Genomic DNA, 23,645 nt, shown 5'->3' with positions numbered 1-23,645 from the left:
GCCCCACTCCCTATGGAGCGGGTGCGCCTGCCGGCTCGACGTGGATGAAGGTCTCGGTGTGCGGCAGTGCTGCGTCGATGTCGGCTTCCAGCCGGTCGGCGAGGTCGTGTGCCGCCTGCACGGTCCACTGCCCGGGCACGGTGACGACAACGAAAACGAGACGCTGGCGGCCGGATTCGACCGTGCGCAGCGGCGCGAACTCGATGGGATACGCGCAGCGGTATCGGTCCAGGACCGCGTCCACCGCGGCGTGATCGTCGTCGGGGAGGGCGGCGCTGAGCAGACTGCTCATCGAGCCGCGCAGTAACCGGTAACCCGTCCAGAGAATGTTGACCCCGACCGCCAACGCGACGATCGGATCGAGTGGGTACCAGCCCGTCAGCGCGACAAGGGAGATGCCTACGATCACGCCGGCGGAGGTCCATACATCGGTCATCAGGTGCTTGCCGTCGGCGACGAGGGTGGCCGAGCGATGTTGTCGGCCCACCCGGTGCAGGGTGACCCCAACGACGAGGTTGACCACTGCCGCGACGGTGGACAGGGCCAGCCCCAATCCGGGCTGGACTAGCGGCGCGGGGCTCATCAGGCGTTCGACGGCGCTCCAGATGATCGCCGTGGCGGCCACGAAGATCATCGCGCCCTCGACCAGAGCTGACAGGTACTCGGCCTTGCCATGACCGAAGTGGTGGTCGGCGTCGCGCGGGCGGGCCGCTACCCGCAGCGCCCACAGCGCCACCACGGCCGCAACAAGATTGACACCGGATTCCAACGCGTCGGACAGGAACCCGACCGAACCGGTGACCACGGCGGCAGCCGCCTTCAGCGCCATGGTCACGAGTGCGGCGGCCAGGCTCAGCAGCATGAAACGTGACAGCAGACGGTGCTCCTGCTGCTTGGACAACGGAATCGCAGTCATCTCCGGCCCATCCGATCTCTCGCGGGGCCGCCGCCGCGGAAGGCGCGCGCGCAGCACCAGCTTGCGGAGTTCATCGAACCACAGCACCAAGCCAAGGCAGCCGCTAAGGTTTCCCGCCCGCCCGACCCACGTACCGTGCGAGGAAACGTTCGATCGCGCGATACATCGCGATCACGTTCTCGGGGTTCACCGCGCCGTGGCCCTCATCGGCCTGGACCAGGTATTCGACCTCGACACCGCGGGCGCGCAGTGCGTCCACCAGGTTGTCGGACTCGGCCTGCACGACCCGGACGTCGTTGGCGCCCTGGATCACCATCAGCGGGGTGCGGATCTGATCCACCTTGGTGATCGGGGAGCGCGCCATCATGTCCGCCAGCTGTTCGGGGTCGTCGGGATCACCGACGTAGCGGTGCCAGTTGTTGGCCAGGTGCGGCCTCGCCACCGGCGGCAGGGTCCGCATGAAGTTCGCCAGATCGCTGATGCCGACGTAGTCGACGGCGGCGGCGAACACGTCCGGGGTGAACGTGACGCCGACCAGCGCCGCGTAACCGCCGTAGGAGCCGCCGAGGATGGCGACCCGGTCCCGGTCGGCGTAGCCCTGCTCGACCGCCCAGTTCACCCCGTCGATCAGGTCGTCGTGCATCCTGCCCGCGAACTCGCCGATCGCGGCCTTGAGGAACGACTTGCCGTAGCCGAGCGACCCCCGGAAGTTGACCTGCAGCACCGCATATCCGCGGTTGGCCAGCAGTTGCACGCCGGGGTGATAGTCCCAGCTGTCGCGGTACCACGGTCCGCCGTGCACCATCAGGACCAGCGGCAGCCCCTTCGGCGGCACCCCGAGCGGCAGGGTCAGATACGAGTGCAGGGTCAGGCCGTCCCGTGAGGTGATCGCCACCGGCTGCATCGGGGCCAACTGGTCGGGATCGAGATGCGGGAACGGCCGGTACAGCAGCCGGCTCACGCCGGTCTCATGGTCGTAGAGGTAGGTCGCGTGGGGATCCCGGTCGTGGGTGAAGCTGACGACCCACCGCCGGCCGGCCTCGTCGGAGGTGATCCGGCCGATGTCACCGTCGGAGAGCTTCTCCAGCTTCGAGAGAACGTCGGCGAATCGGGGATTGAGCGCGTGAATGACCTGTCGCTCGCGGGCGTAGCGTACGCCGAGCAGTTCGCCGGTCCGACGGTCCTGGATCAGCGGCTGCGACATGAACGGGTTGACCACGCCGCGGTGATCGAGATCGAACTGGGGGTGACTGTCGACCTCGGCTTCCTGGCCGGTGGCCAGATCGATCCGGACCAGGCGGGAACGGTCGCTGCCGCGGTAGGACCCCATCCAAACCCCCGTGCCGTCGGGAGTCAGCACGAGCGGATGGATGCCGACGGGATGGTCGGATCCGTCGAAGGTCGTGATGGACCGCAATGTCGCGGACTCGCTGTCCCAGCGCGACAGATCGAGATTGCCGTCCGGCGTCAGCGATGTCGCGAACAGACGCCCGTTGTCGCTGCGCAGCCAGTTCGACGCGGTTCCCGGGTTCTCGGCGAGCAAGGTCAGATCGCCGGTGGCGATATCGAGTTCATAGACGTCGAACAACTGCGCGTTGCGCTGGTTCGTGATGACCGCGACCTTGCCGTTCTTGACGTCCCCGATCGGCGAGGCGATGACGCCGGGAAAAGGGGTGAGGTCGACGGTGGCACCGGCCGGAGCGTCCAGGTCGATGCGGTGGATGTGCCAGTTCTCGTCGCCGTCGGTGTCCTGCAGGTAGATGATCCAGCGCGGATCGTCGGTCCAGTCGAAGTGATGCACGCTGCGGCGGTCATCGCTGGTGACACAGCGCGCTTCGCCGTCGGAGTCGATGTCCTGGACCCACACGTTGAGCCGGTTCCGCCAGGGCGCGAGAAATGCGATGCGCGATCCGTCGGGGGAGATCGCCGCGCCGGCGCGGGTGGGCGGGTTGAAGAAGTCCTCCACCGAGATGTACGCGGGCTGTGTCATGAAAACCTTTCTGAGTAGGCAGGCAGCGTCGATTCCGCCGCCGGAGTCGAGCCCTCTGGCAGAGTGACGTGCCTATGCGATTGTGGTGCTTCGGATTTCGATCAGGTGTCGACGGGACCACCGAAACGGCCGTTGGTTGCGTCCCTGACGGCGCGGTCGATCAGGTCCAGGGCCTCTTCCTGGCTGACCGTCTCGTCCTCGAGGATGACCCGGCGGCCCACGTCCTCGTCGATGACACGGAACGCCCCGGTCACCGCGGCGGCGCACAGGCGGACTGTGAGGTGTTGCTGCGGCAGCTGAAGCCGTTCGGCGACAACAGGAATGAAGTCGCGCTCCATCTGGTCGTGCACCATCAGATACGAGGTCCGCAGCGCGGGTTCGTCCACCGAGACGGCGGTGATGCGCAGCGCGCGCCGCACGTCGGCGATCTCCTCGTCGTCCAGCGGGTTGGCCGCGGTGTAGGCCGCCATGTGGTCGGCCAAGGACAGCTCGGCCGGCCACTGGTGTGCCAGCGTGAGGAAACGCTGCGCCGACACCGCCAGCACGGGCTCCACACAGGCCTCCTTACTGCGGAAGTACCGCCACACCGTGCGAGTGGAAAGCCCTGCCGCCGAAGCGATGTCGTCACCGCTTGTCGCAGAGACGCCTTGCTCCCAGAACAGGTCGCACGCGTGCCGGGACACCTCCAGGCGCGCCAGCGCCTGCTTGTCGTGGGTGTCGATGACCGCTACCTCCTTGTCACTTAGTGACAGCACCACTGTGTCACTAAGTGACAACGCCGTCAAGGGCAGGTGCGCCGGAGGTGACCGCACATAAAGGGCAGCGCTAACCTTCCGGACATGACTGATGCCACGCTGACCGATTCCGTTGCGAGCGCGGGGGCCGCCGTCGAAAAGGCGGTTGCGGTGTTCATGCTGCATCCCGAGACCTTCGGCGGGAGCGTCGCAGCCGGCTACCAGAACCCGCTGGCGGGCTACATCGCCGGGCGCGGCGGAGTGCTGGGCGAGGCCACCGGCAGGACGGTGGCCGCGGTGTTCGCCGTCTTCGAACCGACCGGTGTGGCCGCGCTGTGGGACGAGGGTGTCGCGGTGCGCGGCGCAGCCGGCGCGGCGCAGACCTACTGGGAGCAGACCGCCGAGTTCGGGCGCAAGTACCTGTCCGGCGCCGCCGGACTGGACCGCATCGCGGCGCTGGGGGAGAAGCTCATCGCGGCGACGCCGATCGCGGCCCTACCGCTGTTTGCCGGCTGGCGTGAGATGCCGTTGGCCGAGGACGCCCCCGCCCGGGCGCTGCAGGTGATGTTCGTGCTGCGGGAACTGCGGGCCGGGGTGCACTTCAACGTCCTGTCGCTGTCGGGGATTACGCCGGTCGAGGCGCACATGCTCAACAAGGGCCCGCAGTACGCGGCGATGTTCGGCTGGCCCGAACCGTTCGCCGACGGTGCGGACAAGAAGGATCGGTACGACGAGATCGAAGAGGCGACCAACCGGCGGATGGCCGACCTCTTCACCGAGGCCCTGGACGCCGAGGAGGCCGCCGAGCTCGCCCGGCTCACCACCGAGGCGTTGGCGACCTTGAAGGCCAACGTGCCGGCCTGACCTAGCCTGCCGCGGTCGCCACGGCGGCGCGCACAGTCGGCCGTAGCGTGTGGCCGGCCACCGGCTCTCCTCTTCGCCGACACCGACCAGGCCGAACCGTGCCGCGAGACCTGTCGCGCATCGAGTGCCGGAAGCATACCGTTTCGGTAGGTCAAACGAGCTATCCAGGAGGGGCGATGCGCACCGTCGACGTGCCGGCTGGATCGATCGCCTACGGAGACACCGGAGGGGACGGACCGGTCCTGGTGTTCGGACACGGGCTGCTCATGGACGGGCGGCAGCGGCGCAAGGTCATCCCGCTGCTGCCGGGCTACCGGTGCATCACGCCGACCCTGCCACTGGGTGCGCACACGATGCCGATGGCCGACGACGCCGACCTCACACAGACCGGCGTCGCGGGCATCCTCGCCGATTTCCTCGATGCGCTCGACCTCGACGATGTGACCCTTGTCCTCAACGACTGGGGCGGAGGACAATTCGTGATCAGCGAAGGTCGCGACGAGCGCGTCGGGCGACTGGTGCTCGCTTCCTGCGAAGCCTTCGACAACTTCCCGCCCGCGCCGGCCCGCCCCGCCGCACTGCTGTGCCGACTGCCCGGCGGTGGCTGGGTACTGAGCAGGCTGCTCGGCACCCGTTTCTTCCGACACAGCCGCCGGGCGTACGGAGCGATGGCCAAGAACGGGATCCCGGACAGTCTGTTCGACGAGTGGTTCGGTCCCGCCGCGCGCAACGCCGCGGTACGTCGCGAGCTGGTCAAGTTCGCCACGGGCGCGCCCCCGCGTCGCCGCCTACTCGAAATGTCACAAAAACTGGTGGGTTTCGGTCGGCCGGTGCTCGTCGTGTGGGCGCGCGAGGACCGGATGATGCCGCTCGCGCATGCCGATCGGCTGGTCGAGCTCTATCCCGACGCGCGCAAGGTGATCGTTGACGACTCCTGGACGTTGATACCCGAGGACCAACCGGCGATCATGGCGCAGCTGCTGCGGGACTTCGTGGGCTGACCCATCGCGAGCAGACACAAACTCGCATCATTTCGGCGTCTCCCGTGCGAGTTTGTGTCTGCTCGCGATACTCACGGCGGCGACGCACACGGCTAAGACGGATTCGAAAAGCCCGGTGGCCGAGGCGCGTTGAGCTGGTAGCGGACGCCGAGCATCCTAATCACGAAGCACACCGCCGCCGCCCCGAGCGCGGCGGCCAGTCCATAGACATCCAGGCCGATGGCCGCCACGGTGATCGCGGCGGCCACCAGCGCCGGAATCGCGTACAGCTCGCTCCGCAGCACCGTCGGGACCTGCCCGACCAGGGCGTCACGAATGGTGCCGCCGCCGACCGCGGTGATCACGCCGAGCAGCACCGCGGGGCCGGCCCCGAGGCCGAACTCCACCGCCTTGCTCGCGCCGATCACGGCGAACACGCTCAACCCGACGGCGTCGAGGATCGTGATCGACATGCCGAGCCGGTCCAGCCAGTGATTGAGCACGAACGCGATGAGCGCACCGCAGACCGCGAGGGTGAAGTACGGCCAGTACAGGAACGTCGCCGGCGGCACCGCGCCGATCAGCACATCGCGGATCACCCCGCCGCCTAACGCGGTCATCATGCCGAGGGTCACCACGCCGACCACCTCGAGATGGGTCACCCGCAAGGCCGTCAGCGCCCCGTTCAGCCCGAACACGAACGTGCCGGTCAGGTCGAGCGCAAACAACAGCGGCGGTTGGGTGCTCACCCGTCCTGCCTATCACGCGGGGCCCGTACGCTGAGCAACGATGCGGGAGGGAGGCGATGCGATGAGCTCCGGCGAGGAGGAACCGGACTACCGCTTCACGCTGGCCAACGAGCGCACCTTTCTGGCGTGGATCCGCACGGCTCTGGCGTTGATCGCCGGCGGCATCGCCGTCGTCCAGTTCGTGCCGTCGTTCGGGATCCCCGGCGTGCGGCACGGTCTCAGCGTGGTGCTGACCGCCGGCGGCGGGGTGCTGGCCGTATTGGCCGTGCGCCGCTGGCAGCGCGTGCAGGCGGCCATGCGCCGCGACGAGGAGCTGCCGCCGACCCATACCCCGGTGCTGCTCGGCGGCGCGATCTTCGTCGTGACGCTGGCGGTCCTCGCGGTGCTGGTGATCTGGCCGCCAACCGGACAGTGAGATGCCCCGCCGCGAACCCTCCAAACCGGGCCTGCCCGCCGAGCGCACGTTGCTGTCTTGGGAGAGAAGCTCATTCGGTTTCCTCGTGGGTGGAGCCCTGGTGCTGTTGCGTCAGCACGGGCCGCTCGGGCCCGGACGGATCCTGCTCGCCGTCACCGCGGCGCTGCTCGCACTGCTGGTGCTGGCGCTCGGCTACCGTCGGTCGCGGCAGATCAGGGACAGCCCGGTCGTCGCCGGCCGGGTGGTCACCGGGGCCCCGCAGGCGGAGGTGCTGCTGATCGGCAGCGCCACAGTGGTTTTCGCTGCCGCCGTCGTCGGCGCATTGTTGTTCGCGATCAACTGACCAGACCGAGTTTCTCTGCCTGGTCGAACGCGTCGTCGACGAGGACCACCGTGCGGCCGGGTCGGTCGATGATCGAGGCGGCGATCGAGGAGCGGTATCCGGACGCGCAGTGCACCCATACCTCGCCGTCGGGGACATCCTGGAGGCGCTTGCTCAGCTCGTGCAGCGGAATGTTGACCGCGCCGGGGATGTGCCCCTCGGCGAACTCGCCGCTCTGGCGGACATCGAGGACGGCCGGTCGCCTCTCCCGGATGGCCTCGCCCAGCGCGGCGAAGTCGGAGACGCGGTAGGACCGCAATGGCGTGCCCGCGGCCAGCGCGCGGATGTCGCCGACTGCGGAGCCCGTGAGGTTGTCCACCCCGATGCGGGCGAGTTCTCTTCGGGCATCGGCGATCTGGTCGACATCGTCGCCGATGAGCGTCAGCGGTGAGCCCCACGAATACAGCCACCCCAGATAGGTGACGAAGGACTCCGACAACTCGAAGCCGAGCGTGCCGCCGAGATGCCCGGCGGCGAACGCGGTGCGGCTACGCAAGTCCACCACCCATTCGCGGGCTTCGATACGGCGCCGCAGTTCGTCGGGATCGACCGGTTCGGGCAGCGACAGGTCGACGGGCTCCGGGCCGGCGGTGTTGATGACGCCCATGTGCGCGTAATACGCGGGATAGGCGCCCAACCCGGCGATCAGTTCGTCGACATAGCTCTGCTCGTCCCGGGTGAGCGCCGGATTGGTCTGGCGTTGATCGGCGATCGTGGAGGAATCCCCGCTGGCCGGGGTGGCCGAGCAGAAGCTGCCGAAGCCGTGGGTGGGGTACACCTGGGCGGTGTCGGGCAGTTCGGCGGCGAGCCGACGCACCGAATGGAACTGTGCGTGGCTGAGTTCCTGGGTGTGCTCGGCGCCGAGCAGGTCCGTGCGCCCGGTGGTGCCGTGCAGCATCGACCCGCCGGTGAATACCCCGACCACCGAATCACGGGAATCGCGCGCCACGTAACTGACGTGGTGATGGGTGTGGCCGGGAGTGTGCATCACCTGCAGCCGGACCGGGCCGGCGTCGACGACGTCACCGTCGCTCACCGCGCGGCGCCGGTATCCCACGTCATCCCCGGCGGGCACCACGTACTCGGCACCGGTGACGCGGGACAGCTCCAGGCCGCCGGTCACATAGTCGTTGTGGATGTGCGTCTCGAGAACATGGGTGATCTGCACCCCGCGCTCGCCGGCCAGATCGAGCACCCGGTCGATGTCGCGTTGCGGGTCGACCACGACGGCGGTGCCGTCGGCGCTGATCAGGTAACTCCGATCACCCAGGCCCGAGGTCTCGATGATGGTGACCTCCACGGCGGTGTCCATGTCGAATCGACGTTCCTATCGGTCGTCGGTGGACTGCAGTGCCTCGATCGCGGCCCGCAGCTTGGCGGCGGCCTCGTCGGCGACCTCGCGCAGGCCCGGTTGATCCGAGACCTGGACCATGATCTGTGGGTCCATCGCGTCGACGATTACCGTATCGTCGCCGCCCGATGTGTCGGCGCGGACGGCGACGTTGCAGGGCAGCAGCAGTCCGATCTGGCGGTCGGCGTTGACCGCGCGATGCGCCAGCGGCGGATTGCACGCGCCGAGGATCAGGTAGTCCTCCATGTCCTCGCCCAGCTTCGCCTTCAGGGTGGCTTTCATGTCGATCTCGGTGAGCACACCGAAACCCTGGTCCACCAACGCTTTCCGGGTGCGTTCCACCGCATCCTCAAACGTTGTGTGCAGCGTGGTCGACAATGCGTAGCCCATGATTTTTCCGATCTGTTGGTTTTCAGGCCAGAGCCAGGAACAGCTTCTCCAGCTCGGCCTCGGACATCGGCTTCTGGCCGTCGGCGGCTTCTCCGGTCAGGCATTCCCGCAACCCGGTGGCGACAATCTTGAAGCCGGCCTTGTCCAGCGCTCTAGACACCGCCGCCAGCTGCGTGACGACGTCCTTGCAGTCCCGGCCCTGTTCGATCATCGAGATCACCCCGGCAAGCTGACCCTGCGCCCTGCGCAGCCTGTTGAGCACCGCGGCGATCGCGTCTTCGTCACCAACCATGGCGCATCTCCTTTCATCGGACGTTACAGCGATGGTACCCGCGGGGGTATTCCCCGCGTCACGCCGGCGCGCCCCCCGAGGCCCCGATGCCGGTGATCCGGCGCAGCGGGCAATGCCCGTACCGGCTGCAGGCGAACGTCATGAGCGCGGCGACCGCGGTCGATGCCGCCGCGGCGATCCCGACGCCGATGTGGATCTCCTGGGCCAGGATCACCGAGGACATCACCAGCACGAACCAGCCGAACGCCTTGCGCAGCGAATCGGGGTTGACCATCGCGGTCAGCCGCGCGCCGATCAGTGCGCCCACCACGGCCGCGGCCGTCACGGCCAGCGCCACCGTCCAGTCGATCTGCACGCTGGACAGATATCCGCCCAGACCCGCGAACGACTTCATCGCGATCACGATCAACGAGGTGCCGACCGCGACCGGCATCGGCAGTCCGCCGAGCAGCGCAAGGGCGGGTACCACGAGGAAGCCGCCACCGGCGCCGACCAGGCCCGTGACCAGGCCGACCACCAGGCCCTCGGCGAGGATCTTGGGAACGGGCAGCCGGTGGGTGCCCTCGGCGGTGTGAACGTTCTTCCGCCCGCGCAGCATGGCGACAGCGGTGGCGATCATCATCAACGCGAAGCCGATGAGCAGCACGGTGCCCGGGATGAAGCGGGCCAGCAGGCCACCACCGTAGGCGCCGGCCATACCCGCGGCCCCGAAGATCAGCCCGGTGCGCCATTGCACACACCCGGCCCGGGCGTGTGAGACGGCGCCGATGGCACTGGTGACGCCGACGACCAGCAGTGAGGTGGCGATGGCCTGTTTGGCGTCCATGCCGGCCACGTAGGCCAGCAGCGGGACGGTCAGGATCGAGCCGCCGCCCCCGAGCAGTCCCAGCGCGACGCCGACGAACACGGCTAGGCCGATGGCGAGCGCGATCATCGCTCGACCAGCTGGCTGACGATGGTCTGGGCGTCGCACGAGGCGCCTCGGTTGTACGGCAACTTCGACAGCAGCATGCCCATCGCGCAGGTGTTGGACACGCCCGCGAACGTCAGTCCGCCGCCGACCGCGCCGGCCACCCACTTCAGCTTCGGGGCGGCGATGCTGCCCAGGATGGTCGACAGCACGATCGAGCCGGCCACGAACCGGACCTGACGCTCCAGATCCCAACGCGCAGCGCCGCGGTTCACCGCGAATCCCTCAGCCTCCCAGGCGGTGATTCCGCCGTCGAGGATGTGCATGTTCGACAGGCCGGCGTTGCGCAGAGTCTCCTCGGCCTGGGCGGCGCGCTGGCCGGACCGGCAGACCAGGACCACGTCCTCGTCGAGGTGCTTGATGATCCCATCGCGGTGCTCACGCAGCAGGTCCAGCGGCACGTTGTAGGCCCCGGCGATATGGGCGGTCTCGAACTCGCCCGGGGTGCGCACGTCGAGCACCCGCGGCGGGGCGGCCGACCCGAGCATCCGGTTCAGGTCGTGGGAATCGATGGTGGCGAGTGCGGTCATTCTTCGAGTCCTTTCCTCGGGAGCGGCTCGACCTATCGATACCGCCGGGGGTATGTTGAGGGCCATGGTACACATACCCCCAGGGGTACAGACCAGATGGAATTTTTATACCCCATGGGGTACTTGACATACCCATAGGGGTATCGGCAGTCTGGGATGCAGAAGGTCGGACCCACCTACCGAATGAGAGGACCACCGTCATGAAGTTCATCCAGTACTACCTGGACTGCCTGTCCCACGCGTCCTATCTGATCGCCGACGAAACCACCGGGCGAGCAGTCGTTGTCGACCCGCAGCGGGACGTGGCCGAGTACCTGTCCGACGCCGAGGAGTTCGGCTACACGATCGAACTCGTGATCGAGACGCACTTCCACGCCGACTTCCTGTCCGGCCACCTGGAGCTGGCCAAGGCGACCGGCGCCAAGATCGTGTACTCCTCGGTCGCCCAGACCGAGTTCGACTCGATGGGCGTGGCTGACGGCGAGCGTTACTCGCTGGGCGAGGTGACGCTGGAGTTCCGGCACACTCCCGGCCACACGCCGGAGTCGATGAGCATCGTGGTGTACGAGCACGCCGACGACGAGGTGCCCTATGGAGTGCTGACCGGCGATGCGCTGTTCATCGGTGACGTCGGCCGGCCCGACCTGCTGGCCTCGATCGGGTTCACCCGGGAGGAGCTGGCCGAGAAGCTGTACGACTCGCTACACAACAAGCTGATGACGCTGCCTGATGCCACCCGGGTGTATCCGGCCCACGGCGCGGGCTCAGCTTGCGGCAAGAACCTGTCCACCGATCTGTGGTCGACGATGGGCGAGCAGAAGGAGACCAACTACGCGCTGCGCGCGCCCGACAAGGACACCTTCATGGCGCTGGTCACCGAAGGTCAGCCGCCGGCGCCGAGCTACTTCGTCTACGACGCGATCCTCAACCGTAAGGACCGGGAATTGCTGGACGAGACCAAGATGCCGGCAGCCATGACCTACGAGCAGGTGCGTGACGCGATGGCCGGCGGCGCGGTCCTGGTCGACGGGCGCGGACCCGAGGAGTTCGCGATGGGCCACCTGCGCGGCGCGATCAACATCGGGCTGGAGGGCCGCTACGCCGAGTTCGCCGGATCGGTCGTCCCCACCGACGTCGACATCGTGCTGTTCACCGAACCGGGCCAGGAGCTGGAAGCCAAAACCCGCCTCGCCCGCATCGGATTCGACCGGGTCATCGGCTATCTGGATCGCCCGTTCGAGGTGATGTCCGCCCATCAGGACGACGTCCAGAGGGCGTCGCGACTGACGGCCAAGGCCTTCGATCAGCGCGCCGCGGAACTGGCCGACCTGCAGGCCGTCGATGTCCGCAACCCGGGTGAGGTGGCCGCGGGGACCATCCCGGACGCGCTCACCATCCCGGTGGGCCAGCTGCCGGCCAGGCTGAGCGAACTGGATCCGGCCAAACCGACCGTCGTGTACTGCGCCGGCGGATACCGGTCCTCGGTGGCCGCAAGCCTGTTGCGGCGCAATGGTTTCACCGACGTCAGCGACATCCTGGGCGGATTCGGCGCCTGGGAAGAGTCCCGGCAGAACGCCTGAGTGGTGAGGAGAGATCATGACCACCGGCAGGCATCAGATCGTCATCGTCGGCGGCGGTACCGCCGGCATCTCGGTGGCGGCCCGGCTGCTGCGCAAGGGTTACTCCGATGTCGCGGTCATCGAACCGTCCGACGTGCACTACTACCAACCGCTGTGGACGCTCGTCGGCGGCGGTCAGGCCAAGGCGGCGACGACCGCCCGGTCTGAGGCCTCGGTGATGCCCACCGGTGCCACCTGGATCAAAAACGCCGCAGCGACGATCGACCCCGACAACAACACGGTGAGCTGCGCCGACGGTGCGGTCTACGAGTACGACGTGCTCGTGGTCTGTCCCGGCATCCAGCTGGACTGGAACCGCACCGAGGGGTTGGCCGACGCGCTCGGCAAGGACGGGGTGTCCTCGAACTACCGGTTCGATCTGGCGCCGCGGACCTGGGAGTTCATCCGCGACCTGCGTTCGGGGACAGCGGTGTTCGCGATGCCGTCGGGTCCGATCAAATGCGCCGGCGCGCCGCAGAAGATCGCCTACCTGGCCGCCGACTACTGGCGGGCCCAGGGCGTGCTCTCCGACATCGACGTGCATCTGGTGTTGCCGACGCCACGGCTGTTCGGCATCCCGGCGATCGCCGACAGCCTCGACGCGGTCGCCGCGGACTACGGCATCACCGTGCACACCGACGCGGAGGTGACCTCGGTCGACCCCGCGGCGCACAAGGTGGGCGTGACCCGCGGCGGGGACGGCGGCTCCGGGACCGTGCTGCCCTACGACGTGCTCCACGCCGTACCCCGGCAGTCTGCCCCGGACTGGATCAAGTCCGGCCCGCTGTCGACCGGCGATGCAAACGGATACGTGGAGGTCGACAAGCACACCATGCAACATGTGCGGTACCCCAACGTGTTCAGCCTCGGCGACGCCGGATCGTCCCCGAACTCCAAGACCGGGGCCGCGATCCGCAAGCAGGCGCCGGTGGTGGTCCAGAACATCGACTCCCTGCTGACGGGCCGTCCACTGACCGCCTCCTACAACGGCTACGGATCATGTCCGATCGTCACGTCCTCGCACGCGATGCTGCTGGCGGAGTTCGACTACGACCTCAACCTCACGCCGTCGTTCCCGCTGATCAACCCGACCAAGCCGCACCGGGGCTACTGGTACCTGAAGAAATACGGCCTGCCGTTCATGTACTGGAACCTGATGCTCAAGGGCCTGGCCTGACGGTTCGATCCCCACTGCCACACACGGACACTCGAGAAAGGAAACGTCAATGGCGACCACAAGCCTGACCTACGACGACTTCGAGTCCACCATCACCGGCAACGCGATTGTGCTGGTTGACTTCTGGGCCTCATGGTGCGGCCCGTGCCGCGCGTTCGCCCCGGTGTACGAGCGGTCATCCCAAGCGCATCCCGAGGTCGTGTACGCCAAGGTCGACACCCAGCACGAACGCGACCTGGCCGCCACGCTGGAGATCACGTCGATCCCGACCGTGATGGCCTTCCGGGACGGCGTACTCGTCTACCGGCAGGCCGGCGCCATGCACCCCGCGGCGCTGGAGGACCTGATCGACCGCGTCAAGGCGCTCGACATGGATGATGTCCGCGCCAAAATCGCCGCCCGCAAGGCCGCCGCCCAGGTGTAGCGGTGGAGGTTGCGGGGGCATCATGTCCCCATGGTCGAACGCACCCGCGACGAAGCAGGCCGGCCCCGCAACGCCCGTCCCCGGGACGCGCTGGGCCGGCCGCTTCCGCCGGGCAGCGACGGCGTGCCCCGCATCCCGGACGATCTCGCGCTGCCGCCTGCCCAGTCCTTGGCCTACGCCCAGGACCTGCTGAACAGGGGCTTGGCCTTCAACGCCCACGAGGTGCTGGAGGCGGCGTGGAAGAACCGCCCCGAGGATGAGAGGCCGCTGTGGCAGGGACTGGCCCAGCTCGCCGTCGGCATCACCCAGATCCAGCGCGGCAACCCGGCCGGGGCATCGGCATTGCTTCGCCGCGGCGCCGGCCGCTTGCAGGAGGTCGGCGCGCCCGCACCGCATTCGGTGGACGTCGACGGACTGCTCGGCTGGGCCGCCCACCTGATCGGCGCCGTGGACGCGGCAGCTGAGATCTCACCGTCGCGCCTGAGGCCGATGTTGACACGGTCCGGCTAATCGATCACTGACATGGACCGCCGGGGTGGTCCGTGTGGCAGTGTTGGTCCCATGAAGAAGCGGACGCTCGCCGCACTGGCTCCGGCCGCGGCTCTGGCCGGCATCGCGGTGCAGGACCTGCTGCAGAAGGAGCACGCCCTCCGCCACAATTTCCCGGTCATCGCGCGGATGAGGTATCTGCTGGAGTCGGTGGGCCCGGAGCTGCGCCAGTACATCATCACCAGCAACGATGCGGAGCGGCCGTTCAGCCGCGATCACCGGCGCTGGGTGTACACCTCGGCGAAGAAGGAGAACAACTACTTCGCCTTCGGTACGGACAACGACACGGAGAACGCCGCGTACCCGATCATCAAGCAGGCGACCTTCTCCGATGTCGTGCCCGCATCACCGATCCACGGCCGCGACATCGAGGTCCCCGGCGCCAAGGTTCTCGGCGGGCCCCGCGGACGCCGGCACGCCTTCCGCCCGGCCTCGGTGGTCAACGTGTCAGCGATGTCGTTCGGCTCGCTCAGCCCCCAGGCCATCGAGGCAATGAACAAGGGCGCCAAAATCGCCGGCTTCTGGCACAACACCGGCGAGGGCGGCCTGTCGGACCACCACCGCCAGGGCGGCGATCTGGTGTTCCAGATCGGCACCGGCTACTTCGGCTGCCGTGACGAACACGGGAACTTCGATCTGAACCGGCTGGTCGAGGTCGTCGGCTCCGGACCTGTGCGCGCCATCGAGATCAAACTGAGCCAGGGCGCCAAACCCGGTCTGGGTGGCCATCTTCCGGGCGCCAAGGTGAACGCCGAGATCGCCCGGATCCGCGGCGTGGAGCAGGGCAAGGACGTCGCGAGCCCGTCCCGGCACACCGCGTTCAACAACGTCGACGAGATGCTCGACGTCGTGGAGCGGATCGCAGACGCCACCGGACTTCCCGTCGGCATCAAGTCTGCGGTGGGGGAGCTGGGCTTCTGGGAGACACTGGCCGACCGGATGGAGGACGGGCAGCGCGGCGTCGACTTCATCGCGATCGACGGCGGTGAGGGCGGAACCGGCGCGGCGCCACTGGTTTTCGCCGATCATGTGTCGTTCCCGTTCCGGATAGGCTTCTCCCGCGTGTTCGGCCTGTTCGCAGAGCGCGGCTTGTGTGACCGTGTCACGTGGATCGGTTCGGGCAAACTAGGGCTGTCCGCCAATGCGATCGTGGCCTTCGCCTTGGGGGTGGACCTGATCAACGTGGCGCGGGAAGCGATGCTGGCGATCGGGTGCATCCAGGCGCAGAAGTGCCACACCAATCGCTGCCCGACCGGCGTGGCCACGCAGAACCCCTGGCTGGCAAGCGGATTAGACCCGGAACAGAAGTCACACCGGGTGGCCAACTACGTCATGACCCTCCGGCGTGACCTGCTGAAGGTTTCGGAGGCGGCCGGTGTGCGCCACCCGGCGATGCTGAGCCCGAACCACGTCGAGATTCTCGACGGCGACCGCGGGCACCGGCCGCTCGGCGATGTGTACGGCTACCGGGAATGGTGGGGAGTACCGGGTCCGGAGATCGTCGCCGAGATCGACGAGTACATGCGCCGCTACGACGACCGGCCCGGCACCCATGAGGTCGTCGAGCACGCACCGCTCAAGCTGGCGGCTGAGCCCAATCAGGCGACGGAGTAACAGAACTCAGGCCGCCCGGCGTCCTCAGAAGTCCCTGTCAGCGGTTCCCGACTCGGTGGCCGGTGCGCCTGAGAGGGCGTTGCCCGCAAGGTCCTTCGGCGTCGTCGACGGCGTCCAGACCATGGTTCCGGTTCCCAGTGCGATGTTGCGGCCGGCGCCGAGGAAGATGGAATCGTAAGTGCCCAGCACGATGGTGATCGTGCTGCCGCTCATCGTCATCGTGGACGGGCTGCCGGAAGCGCCGAATGTGATGGTGCCGCCGAGCAGCCCGGTGACGTAGTCGTCGCGGCCCAGGTCGAGGGTGCCCAATGGCAGCAGACTGCTGTTGGCCGAGTCGTAGACCTGGAGGGTGTCGTTGCCGCCCAGCAGGCCGAGCAGGATGTTGCCGTCGTAGGCCCGGACGACGACGTTTCTGGATGTGCCGTTCCAGCCGGACAGGATCGAAGCGGGATCTATCGGCTCGCTGAAGGTGTAGGTGATGCTGTCGCCTTGCTGTAGAAGCCCGTTGGTGCCGCCGCCGTTGGAGGTCTGAACCCCGACCGCCGCCGGCGCCACGTTGTCCATGACCGTGATGCTGACGGCGGCGATATTGCTGTCCGCAGCACCGTCGTTGAGCCGGTAGGTGAAGCTGTCGGCGCCGTGATAGCCGGTGTTCGGGGTGTAGGTGAAGGTGCCGTCGGCATTGAGGATCAGGGTGCCGTTGGCGGGGCCGGTGACCACCGTGGCGGTCAGCGCGGTCTTGGGATTGTCGACATCGGTGTCGTTGTTGAGCACGTTGCCGCTGACCGCGATGTTCTGGTTGGTGGTGACGGTGTCGCCGGTGGCGACGGGGGCGTCGTTGACGGCGTTGACTGTGATGCTCACGGTGGCCACCGTGCTGGTGGCAGTGCCGTCACCGGCGGTGTAGGTAAAGCTGTCGGTGCCGTGGTAGTTGGCGTTCGGGGTGTAGGTGAACGAGCCGTCGCTGTTGAGGGTCAGGGTGCCGGACGTGGGTCCCACGACCATGGTCGCGGTCAGGGCGTTGCCGTCGGCGTCGACGTCGTTGGTCAGCACGTTGCCGCCCAATGGCGTGTCCTCGGCGGTGGTGTAGCTGTCGTTGACGGCCGCGGGTGCGTTGTTGACCGGGCTGATCGTGATGCTCACGGTGGCAAAGGAACTGGTGGTGGTACCGTCGTTGACCGTGTAGGTGAAGGTGTCGATGCCGTTGTAGTTGGTGTTCGGGGTGTAGGTGAAGGTGCCGTTCTCACTGAGGGTGAGGGTGCCGTGCGCGGGCCCGTTCACCAGGGTCGCTTTCAGCATGTCGCGGTCGACGTCGGTGTCGTTGGCCAGGACGTTGCCCGTGAGGGGGGTGTCTTCGTTGATGGTGTAGCTGTCGTTCACGGCTGCGGGGGCGTCGTTGACGGCGGCGATGGCGATACTCACGATCGCGGTCCTGCTGTTGAGCGCGCCGTCGTTGATCGTGTAGGTGAACACGTCGGTGCCGTGGTAATTGGCATCCGGGGTGTACTCGAACGACCCGTCGGCGTTGAGGGTCAGGGTGCCGTGCGCCGGTCCGGTGCCCACCGCCGCGGTGAGCGGGTTTCCGTCGGCATCGGTGTCGTTGGTCAGCACGTTACCGGTGAGCTTGGTGTCTTCGTTCGTGGTGTAGCTGTCGTTGACCGCGACCGGTGCGTCGTTGACCGGGCTGATCGTGATGCTGACGGTGGCAACGGAACTGGTAGCGGTGCCGTCGCCTACTTCGTAGGTGAAGGTGTCGGTGCCGTGGTAGTCGGCGTCCGGGGTGTAGGTGAAGGTACCGTCGCCGTTGAACGTCAGTGTGCCCCGGCCGGGCCCGGTCACCACCGTTGCGGTAAGCGGGTTTCCGTCGGCGTCAATGTCGTTGGTCAGTACGTTGCCGGTCAGCTGAGTGTCTTCGTTGGTGGTGTAGGCGTCGCCCGCGGCGACCGGTGCGTCGTTGACCGGCGCGACGGTGATGTTGACAGTGGCGGTGCTGCTGGCGGCCGCGCCGTCGCCGGCGGTGTAGGTGAAGCTGTCGGTGCCGTGGTAGTCGGCGATGGGGGTGTAGGTGAAGGTGCCGTCGGCGTTGAGCGTGAGCGTGCCGTTGGCGGGTCCGGTGACAAGCGTTGCGGTGAGCGGGTTGCCGTCAGCATCGGTGTCGTTGGCCAGGACGCTTCCGGTCAATGAGGTGTCTTCGTCGGTGGCGTAGCTGTCGTTGTCGGCGACCGGGGTGTCGTTCACCGGGTTGATCGTGATGCTCACGGTGGCAGCAGAACTCGTGGTGATGCCGTCGCCGGCCTCGTAGGTGAAGGTGTCGGTGCCGTGGAAATCGGCGTTCGGGGTGTAGGTGAAGGTGCCGTCGGCGTTGAGGATCAACGTGCCGTTGGCGGGTCCGGCCACCACCGTCGCTTGCAGCGCGTCGCCGTCGACGTCGGTGTCGTTGGCCAGGACATTGCCCGTCACCGAGGTGTCCTCATTCGTGGTGACGTTGTCGTGGATCGACACCGGGGCGTCGTTGACGGCGGTCACCGCGATCGTGACCAGTGCGGTGTTACCGGTCGTGGCTGCGTCCGAAGCCCGGTAGGTGAAGCTGTCCACACCGTGGTAGTCGGTGTCGGGGGTATAGGTGAAACTGCCGTCGGCGTTGAAGGTCAGCGTGCCGTGGGCGGGTCCGTCCACCACCGTCGCGGTCAGGTTGTCGCCGTCGACGTCGGTGTCGTTGGACAAAACGTTACCGGTGAAGGTGCCGTCCTCGGCGACGGTGTACGAATCGTTGCCGGCGACGGGGGTGTCGTTGACCGGGTTGACGGTGAAGCTCACGGTGGCCACCGAGCTGGTGAGGGTGCCGTCGGTGACGGTGTAGGTGAAGCTGTCGGTGCCGTGGTAGTCGGCGTTCGGGGTGTAGGTGAAACTGCCGTCGGCGTTGAGGATCAGGGTGCCGCGGGCGGGGCCGTTGACGAGGGACACGGTCAGCGAATCACCGTCCACATCACTGTCATTGGCGAGCACTCCACCGGTCAGGATGTGGTCCTCGTCGAACGTGAACGAGTCGTCGCCGGCGACGGGGCTGTCGTTCACCGGGTCGATGACGATGCTGACGGTGGCCACCGAGCTGGTGAGGGTACCGTCGGTGACGGTGTAGGTGAAGCTGTCGGTGCCGTGGTAGTCGGCGTGCGGGGTGTAGGTGAAGGTGCCGTCGGCGTTGAGGAGCAGGGTGCCGCGGGCGGGTCCGTCGACCACGGACACGGTCAACGGGTCGCCGTCCACATCACCGTCATTGGTGATCACCGTGCCGGACTGGACAGCATCCTCGTCGATGGTGAAGAAATCATCGACCGCGGTGGGGGTGTCGTTGACCTGGTTGACGGTGATGCTGACGGTGGCCACCGAGCTGGTGAGGGTGCCGTCGGTGACGGTGTAGGTGAAGATGTCGGTGCCACGGTGGTCGGCGTGCGGGGTGTATTCGAACGAACCGTCGGCGTTGAGGATGAGGGTTCCGTGTGCCGGGCCGGTGACCAGCGTGGCGGTCAGGCTGTCGCCGTCGATGTCGGTGTCGTTGGTCAGCACATCGCCCGACAGCCCGGAGTCTTCGTCGGTGCCGAAGGAATCGCCGACGGCGACCGGCGCGTTGTTGACTGGCGTGACGGTGACGGTGACAGTCGCTGTCCGGCTGGTGAGGCTGCCGTCGCCGATGATGTAGGTGAATGAGTCCGTGCCGTTGTAGTTCGCGGCCGGTGTGTACACGAACGTGCCGTCGCCGTTCAACACCAGCGCACCGTTCGCCGGCGCGCTGACCAGAGACACGGTCAGTGAATCTCCCTCATCGTCAACGTCATTCGACAGCACGTTGCCGGCCAGGATGCCGTCCTCGACCACCGTGTAACTGTCGTCGTTGGCCACCGGCGCGCCGTTGACCGGTGCGACCACGATCACCACCACCGCCGGTGTGCTGACGGCCGAGCCGTCGGAAGCGAGGTAGGTGAACCAGTCCACTCCGCTGAAGTTCGCGTTGGGCGTGTACTGGAAGTTGCCGTCGGAGTCGAGAACCACGGTGCCGTTCAGGGGGCCGTCGGCCACAGACGCCGTCAGTGACTGGGATTCCACGTCACGGTCATTGGTCAGGACGTTGCCGGTCAGCACGGCACCTTCGTCGACGCCGTAGATGTCGTCACCGGTGACGGGAACATCGTTGACCGGGTTGATCGCGATGGTCACGGTGGCGGCGTTGCTCGTGGCGGTGCCGTCGCTGAGGGTGTAGGTGAAGCTGTCGGTGCCGTGGTAGTGGGCGGTGGGCGTGTAGGTGAACGAGCCGTTCGCATGGAGGACCAGCACACCGTGGCTCGGTCCGGATGCGACTGCGGCGGTGAGGGTGTCGCGGTCCGCATCCGCGTCGTTGAACACCACCGAGCCGGCCAGGATGGCGTCCTCGTTCATCGAGTAGGTGTCGTCATGGGCGACGGGCGCGTTGTTGACGGGTGCGATCGTGATCTGGATGACGGCGGGCGCACTGGAGACCGTGCCGTCGGAGACCACGAACGCGAACCAGTCCGTCCCGCTGTACTGGGCATCGGGGGTGTAGATGAACGACCCGTCGGTACCCAGTGTCAGCGTGCCGTGGTTCGGGCCGTCGACGACCGTGCTGGTCAGGGTGTCGCCGTCGACGTCGACGACATTCACGGTGCCGGTGTAGCTGGTTCCCTCGTTGACGACGAACGACCCGTCATGCGCAACGGGGGAATCGTTGACCGGGGCGATCGTGATGGTGGCGGTGGCGGTGGCGCCGGCCGTTCCGTCGCTGAGGGTGTAGGTGAACGAGTCGGTTCCGTTGTAGTCGGCGAACGGCGTGAACGAGAACGTCCCGTCCGGATTCAAGGTGAGGTTGCCGTGGGCCGGCCCCGAGATCAGCGACACAGTCAGCGGATCGGCATCCACGTCGCTGTCGTTGCGCAGCACCGAACCGGTCAGGATGCCGTCCTCGTTGAGGGCGAAGGAGTCGTCGCCGGCCACCGGCGCGTCGTTGAACGCGGCAACAGTGATCGTCACCAGCGTCGGTGCGCTGGTGAGCAATCCGTCCGAGGCGGCATAGGAGAAGTGGTCGATGCCGTTGAAGTCGGGGTCCGGCGTGTAGGTGAACGATCCGTCGGCATTGAACGTGAGGTCGCCGTGACTGGCGCCGGTCACGAGCGCCGCGGTGACAGCGGCGCCTTCGCGGTCGCTGTCGTTGTTCAGGACGTTCCCGGTGACCGCCATGTCCTCGGTCGTCGCGTAGGAGTCGTCGACGGTCGTCGGAGCCTGGTTGACGGGGGTGACGGTGATCGTCACGCTCGCAGTCGAGCTGAACGTGAGATTGGATGCGGTGTAGGTGAAGTCGTCTGTGCCGCTCCAGCCGGGCCTCGGTGTGTAGGTGAACTCTCCGTTCGGCGTCAGCGTGACGCTGCCGTGGGAGGGACCGAATAGCAGTGTGGCGGTCAAGTTCTGATGGGTGGGATCGCTGTCGTTGGACAGCACGTTGCCCACCACTGCGTTGTTCTCGGAGGTCGCGTAAGAGTCGTTGTTCACCACCGGCGGGGCGGCCGGGTTGACGACGTTCAGGGTGATCCTCGCGGCATCGGTATGACCCCGGTGCGGCCGCAGAAATCCGAACAGCCCGTGGAGGTGGAAGCGGCTACGGGCATCGCTTGCGGTGACGAAGAAATCGTCAGTGCCGGTGAAGCCCGCGTCGGGCGTGTAGGTGAACGTGCCCGTCGCCTGATCGACGGTCACGGTGCCGTGCTTGGGGCCGCCGGGGACACCGCGCGTCGGCACGAAGTAGGTTATCGCGTCTTCTTCGTAGTCGTAACCGTTGAACGAGATGGGGCCACTCGCCACGCCCGGGCCCAGCACGAGCGTCAGCTCCTGTGGCCGCACATCAGGGGTGCGGTTGAAGAACGTGCGCTGGATCTCGCGGTGAATCCATCCCAGCAGTGCCCACAGAAATGGGGGCTGTGCCGGTGCGACCGGCCCCGGCGCCACGAACGGGGACAAAAGCGAGGAGACGAAGGCCTGGACGCTCCCGACCGCGGCGACCGGAGCTGCCGCGGAAGAAGACGCCGTGGCCGGCGGCTGGGATTCGTCGGTGAGACTTGTCTGAAAGATGTTGGTCCCGAAGTCTTTTCCGTCCTCGTCCAGGGCCGTTGCCTCCGGGTCGGCCGGTGAATCCAGCTCGACCGATGTGCCGGATGGATCCGAGGTCGCCGCGCCGGAGTCGTGCGATCCGGGAAGCGGCGCAACGTCGGCCGAACTTTCTGTGGACTCGGTGGACGCGGGCGCGCTCTGCGGCACGGGCTCCTGCTCGGCAGCCTCCGGTGCCGCATCGTCGACCGGCGGAACAGCCACCACTTCGGTCGACGGTTCGGTCTCCTCCTCGACATCCTGGGTCGGCTCGTCCACCGTCTCGGAGTCGTCGAGTTCGGGGTCGTCGAGTTCCGTGTCGGCCGTCTCCTGGTCGGCGGCATCGGAGTCGTCTGCGGTGTCTTCGGCGTCTCCACCGTCCTCGCCAGACACCTGGCCGGTCGACTCATTCGACGCTGTTGAAGACGACGGATCCTTCGACGAGGAGTCCTTGGATGCCGCGCCGGTGTCGGCGTGCGCTGCCCCGAGCCCGTGGCCTGTGGTAACCGCAGCGCCGACACCAAGAGCCACCGCCAGCACGCCGACCCGGCCGATGTACTTCGCGTAGGTGCTTGCGGTGAGCGGAGGAGCGGTCGAGGTGGAGGTGCCGCCTGCGAGGCGGAAGGTCGGGTAGGTCGCCTGTGCGTTGCTGGAGTTCTTCTGCTTCTGGTGGCGAGGTTTGCTCGGTACGGCATGCCGACGATGGGTTCCTGAGCCCATTTTGCAACCCTCGCTCGTCTGGCCCGCCCGGGCCGTCCTCTTGGCTCCGCACACGCCCATGACGGATCGAGACCGAACGTGCACTTCTAGCAAATTTGACTGCCAAGATAATAAGCAGCTCTTGGCGATCTTTGAAAGAGAAACAGCCAAAGTCGGCACTGGCGACTTAGGGGCCGCACAGCATGCCTCACGGTTACAAGCGTGAAGATTGAGCAAATAGACTACCGATGTCACCATATTCAGACGGCTTGAAATGCCGTCCGTATGGCAATGTTGCGGAGGCTGACAGGAGGCCGATTAACCTCCTAGAATATGCACTGTATGTACAGCACAGCTACTAATTATCCGCCCCAAGGACGTGTTTTCTCAGCCGGGGGCGTCGGTTTGGCATACAAGGTTGCTGCTCTAATCGACTCGGGATGTGAGGGGCGTACTGTGCCGTATGCGGTGCCGGAACGTCAGGCAGCATTGCGCAGTGTCGCGACCATCTTGTCGCCAATGTCGGGTTGGGCGACGAGGTGGCACCTCGCGCGGCGACATCAGGAAGGGCCCCTTGCGAGGCACTATGGTCACGACCAGGGTGTGCTTAACCTTCGCGCCGTTGCAGGAACTCTCATAGCGGTCCGCGGTCGGCGGCGGGCACGTTCTCGCCCTGCGTGTAGATCGGTGCCACTCTTTGCGCCTCGACCCGATTGGGTTCGAGCACGTACCGCAACGACTGCGGGAATCGGTTCAGTGCACCGCGTTTGAGCGTCGGCACCGAGCAGCGCGGCGCGACCTCGCCGCAGTCGAGCCCGTGGGTGAGGACGTCATCAGGTCGGACCGCTCGACC

The 23,645-nt window shown here is 66.9% G+C and carries 19 protein-coding genes; 9 read left to right on the top strand and 10 right to left on the bottom strand.

Going from position 1 to position 23,645, the window contains the following annotated elements; translation table 11 throughout:
• Window positions 1–10: 10 nt before the first annotated feature.
• The 3 genes from KXD97_RS06860 to KXD97_RS06850 form a co-directional block, all read right to left on the bottom strand.
• Window positions 11–916, bottom strand: a complete 906-nt coding sequence (locus tag KXD97_RS06860) for a cation diffusion facilitator family transporter (protein ID WP_260757871.1) — start codon at window positions 914–916, stop codon at window positions 11–13.
• Between the two features lie 103 nt (window positions 917–1,019).
• Complete coding sequence (locus KXD97_RS06855; RefSeq protein ID WP_260756010.1) at window positions 1,020–2,906, bottom strand: S9 family peptidase; 1,887 nt, start codon at window positions 2,904–2,906, stop codon at window positions 1,020–1,022.
• 101 nt (window positions 2,907–3,007) lie between these two features.
• Entirely contained in the window at window positions 3,008–3,661 is a 654-nt protein-coding gene (locus tag KXD97_RS06850) for a TetR/AcrR family transcriptional regulator (protein ID WP_396884751.1), read from the bottom strand.
• Window positions 3,662–3,745: 84 nt separating this feature from the next.
• Here KXD97_RS06850 and KXD97_RS06845 point away from each other — a divergent pair, with 84 nt between their 5' ends.
• Both KXD97_RS06845 and KXD97_RS06840 read left to right on the top strand, forming a co-directional pair.
• Window positions 3,746–4,504, top strand: a complete 759-nt coding sequence (locus tag KXD97_RS06845) for an SCO6745 family protein (protein ID WP_260756009.1) — start codon at window positions 3,746–3,748, stop codon at window positions 4,502–4,504.
• Between the two features lie 176 nt (window positions 4,505–4,680).
• A complete protein-coding gene (locus KXD97_RS06840) occupies window positions 4,681–5,505 on the top strand; it encodes an alpha/beta fold hydrolase (protein ID WP_260756008.1) in 825 nt (274 codons plus the stop codon).
• Between the two features lie 92 nt (window positions 5,506–5,597).
• On the opposite strand, the gene KXD97_RS06835 is transcribed toward KXD97_RS06840, so the two are convergent.
• Entirely contained in the window at window positions 5,598–6,233 is a 636-nt protein-coding gene (locus KXD97_RS06835; protein ID WP_260756007.1) for a trimeric intracellular cation channel family protein, read from the bottom strand.
• A gap of 61 nt (window positions 6,234–6,294) precedes the next feature.
• Here KXD97_RS06835 and KXD97_RS06830 point away from each other — a divergent pair, with 61 nt between their 5' ends.
• Window positions 6,295–6,648, top strand: a complete 354-nt coding sequence (locus KXD97_RS06830; RefSeq protein ID WP_260756006.1) for a YidH family protein — start codon at window positions 6,295–6,297, stop codon at window positions 6,646–6,648.
• A gap of 1 nt (window position 6,649) precedes the next feature.
• On the top strand, window positions 6,650–6,991 hold the full coding sequence (locus KXD97_RS06825) for a DUF202 domain-containing protein (protein ID WP_260756005.1): 342 nt from the start codon (window positions 6,650–6,652) through the stop codon (window positions 6,989–6,991).
• Here the strand turns inward: KXD97_RS06825 and KXD97_RS06820 are convergent.
• The 5 genes from KXD97_RS06820 to KXD97_RS06800 are packed head-to-tail and all read right to left on the bottom strand — an operon-like array spanning window position 6,984 to window position 10,563.
• Complete coding sequence (locus tag KXD97_RS06820) at window positions 6,984–8,330, bottom strand: rhodanese-like domain-containing protein (protein WP_260757869.1); 1,347 nt, start codon at window positions 8,328–8,330, stop codon at window positions 6,984–6,986. The two genes, KXD97_RS06825 and KXD97_RS06820, sit on opposite strands and share 8 nt — an antisense overlap.
• Before the next feature lie 27 nt (window positions 8,331–8,357).
• Complete coding sequence (locus KXD97_RS06815) at window positions 8,358–8,771, bottom strand: DUF302 domain-containing protein (protein WP_260756004.1); 414 nt, start codon at window positions 8,769–8,771, stop codon at window positions 8,358–8,360.
• Between the two features lie 22 nt (window positions 8,772–8,793).
• Window positions 8,794–9,063, bottom strand: coding sequence for a metal-sensitive transcriptional regulator (locus tag KXD97_RS06810; protein ID WP_260756003.1), 270 nt, complete (start codon window positions 9,061–9,063; stop codon window positions 8,794–8,796).
• Between the two features lie 58 nt (window positions 9,064–9,121).
• Window positions 9,122–9,997 carry a sulfite exporter TauE/SafE family protein gene (locus tag KXD97_RS06805; RefSeq protein WP_260756002.1) on the bottom strand — a complete coding sequence of 292 codons (876 nt, stop codon included), beginning with the start codon at window positions 9,995–9,997 and terminating at the stop codon, window positions 9,122–9,124.
• Window positions 9,994–10,563: a rhodanese-like domain-containing protein gene (locus KXD97_RS06800; protein WP_260756001.1), complete on the bottom strand. Its 570-nt coding sequence runs from the start codon at window positions 10,561–10,563 to the stop codon at window positions 9,994–9,996. The genes KXD97_RS06805 and KXD97_RS06800 overlap by 4 nt, the downstream gene beginning before the upstream one ends.
• A gap of 200 nt (window positions 10,564–10,763) precedes the next feature.
• On the opposite strand from KXD97_RS06800, the gene KXD97_RS06795 reads away from it, so the two are divergent.
• The 5 genes from KXD97_RS06795 to KXD97_RS06775 are packed head-to-tail and all read left to right on the top strand — an operon-like array spanning window position 10,764 to window position 15,946.
• The gene (locus tag KXD97_RS06795) at window positions 10,764–12,143 is read left to right on the top strand and encodes a rhodanese-like domain-containing protein (protein WP_260756000.1); all 1,380 of its coding nucleotides are present in this window, start codon (window positions 10,764–10,766) and stop codon (window positions 12,141–12,143) included.
• Window positions 12,144–12,159: 16 nt separating this feature from the next.
• A complete protein-coding gene (locus KXD97_RS06790; protein WP_260755999.1) occupies window positions 12,160–13,359 on the top strand; it encodes an FAD/NAD(P)-binding oxidoreductase in 1,200 nt (399 codons plus the stop codon).
• A 49-nt stretch (window positions 13,360–13,408) separates the two neighbouring features.
• Window positions 13,409–13,783 (top strand): thioredoxin, encoded by a 375-nt coding sequence (trxA, locus tag KXD97_RS06785; protein WP_260755998.1) that lies wholly within the window; start codon window positions 13,409–13,411, stop codon window positions 13,781–13,783.
• A gap of 30 nt (window positions 13,784–13,813) precedes the next feature.
• Window positions 13,814–14,293: a DUF309 domain-containing protein gene (locus tag KXD97_RS06780; protein WP_260755997.1), complete on the top strand. Its 480-nt coding sequence runs from the start codon at window positions 13,814–13,816 to the stop codon at window positions 14,291–14,293.
• A 51-nt stretch (window positions 14,294–14,344) separates the two neighbouring features.
• Window positions 14,345–15,946 (top strand): FMN-binding glutamate synthase family protein, encoded by a 1,602-nt coding sequence (locus KXD97_RS06775; protein WP_260755996.1) that lies wholly within the window; start codon window positions 14,345–14,347, stop codon window positions 15,944–15,946.
• Between the two features lie 24 nt (window positions 15,947–15,970).
• Here the strand turns inward: KXD97_RS06775 and KXD97_RS06770 are convergent, their stop codons facing one another.
• Complete coding sequence (locus KXD97_RS06770) at window positions 15,971–22,963, bottom strand: Ig-like domain-containing protein (protein WP_313901357.1); 6,993 nt, start codon at window positions 22,961–22,963, stop codon at window positions 15,971–15,973.
• Between the last annotated feature and the right edge of the window lie 682 nt (window positions 22,964–23,645).

The organism is Mycobacterium sp. SMC-8 (assembly GCF_025263565.1).
Classification (GTDB): Bacteria; Actinomycetota; Actinomycetes; order Mycobacteriales; family Mycobacteriaceae; genus Mycobacterium.
This window is presented reverse-complemented; position numbering and strand designations above follow the sequence as displayed.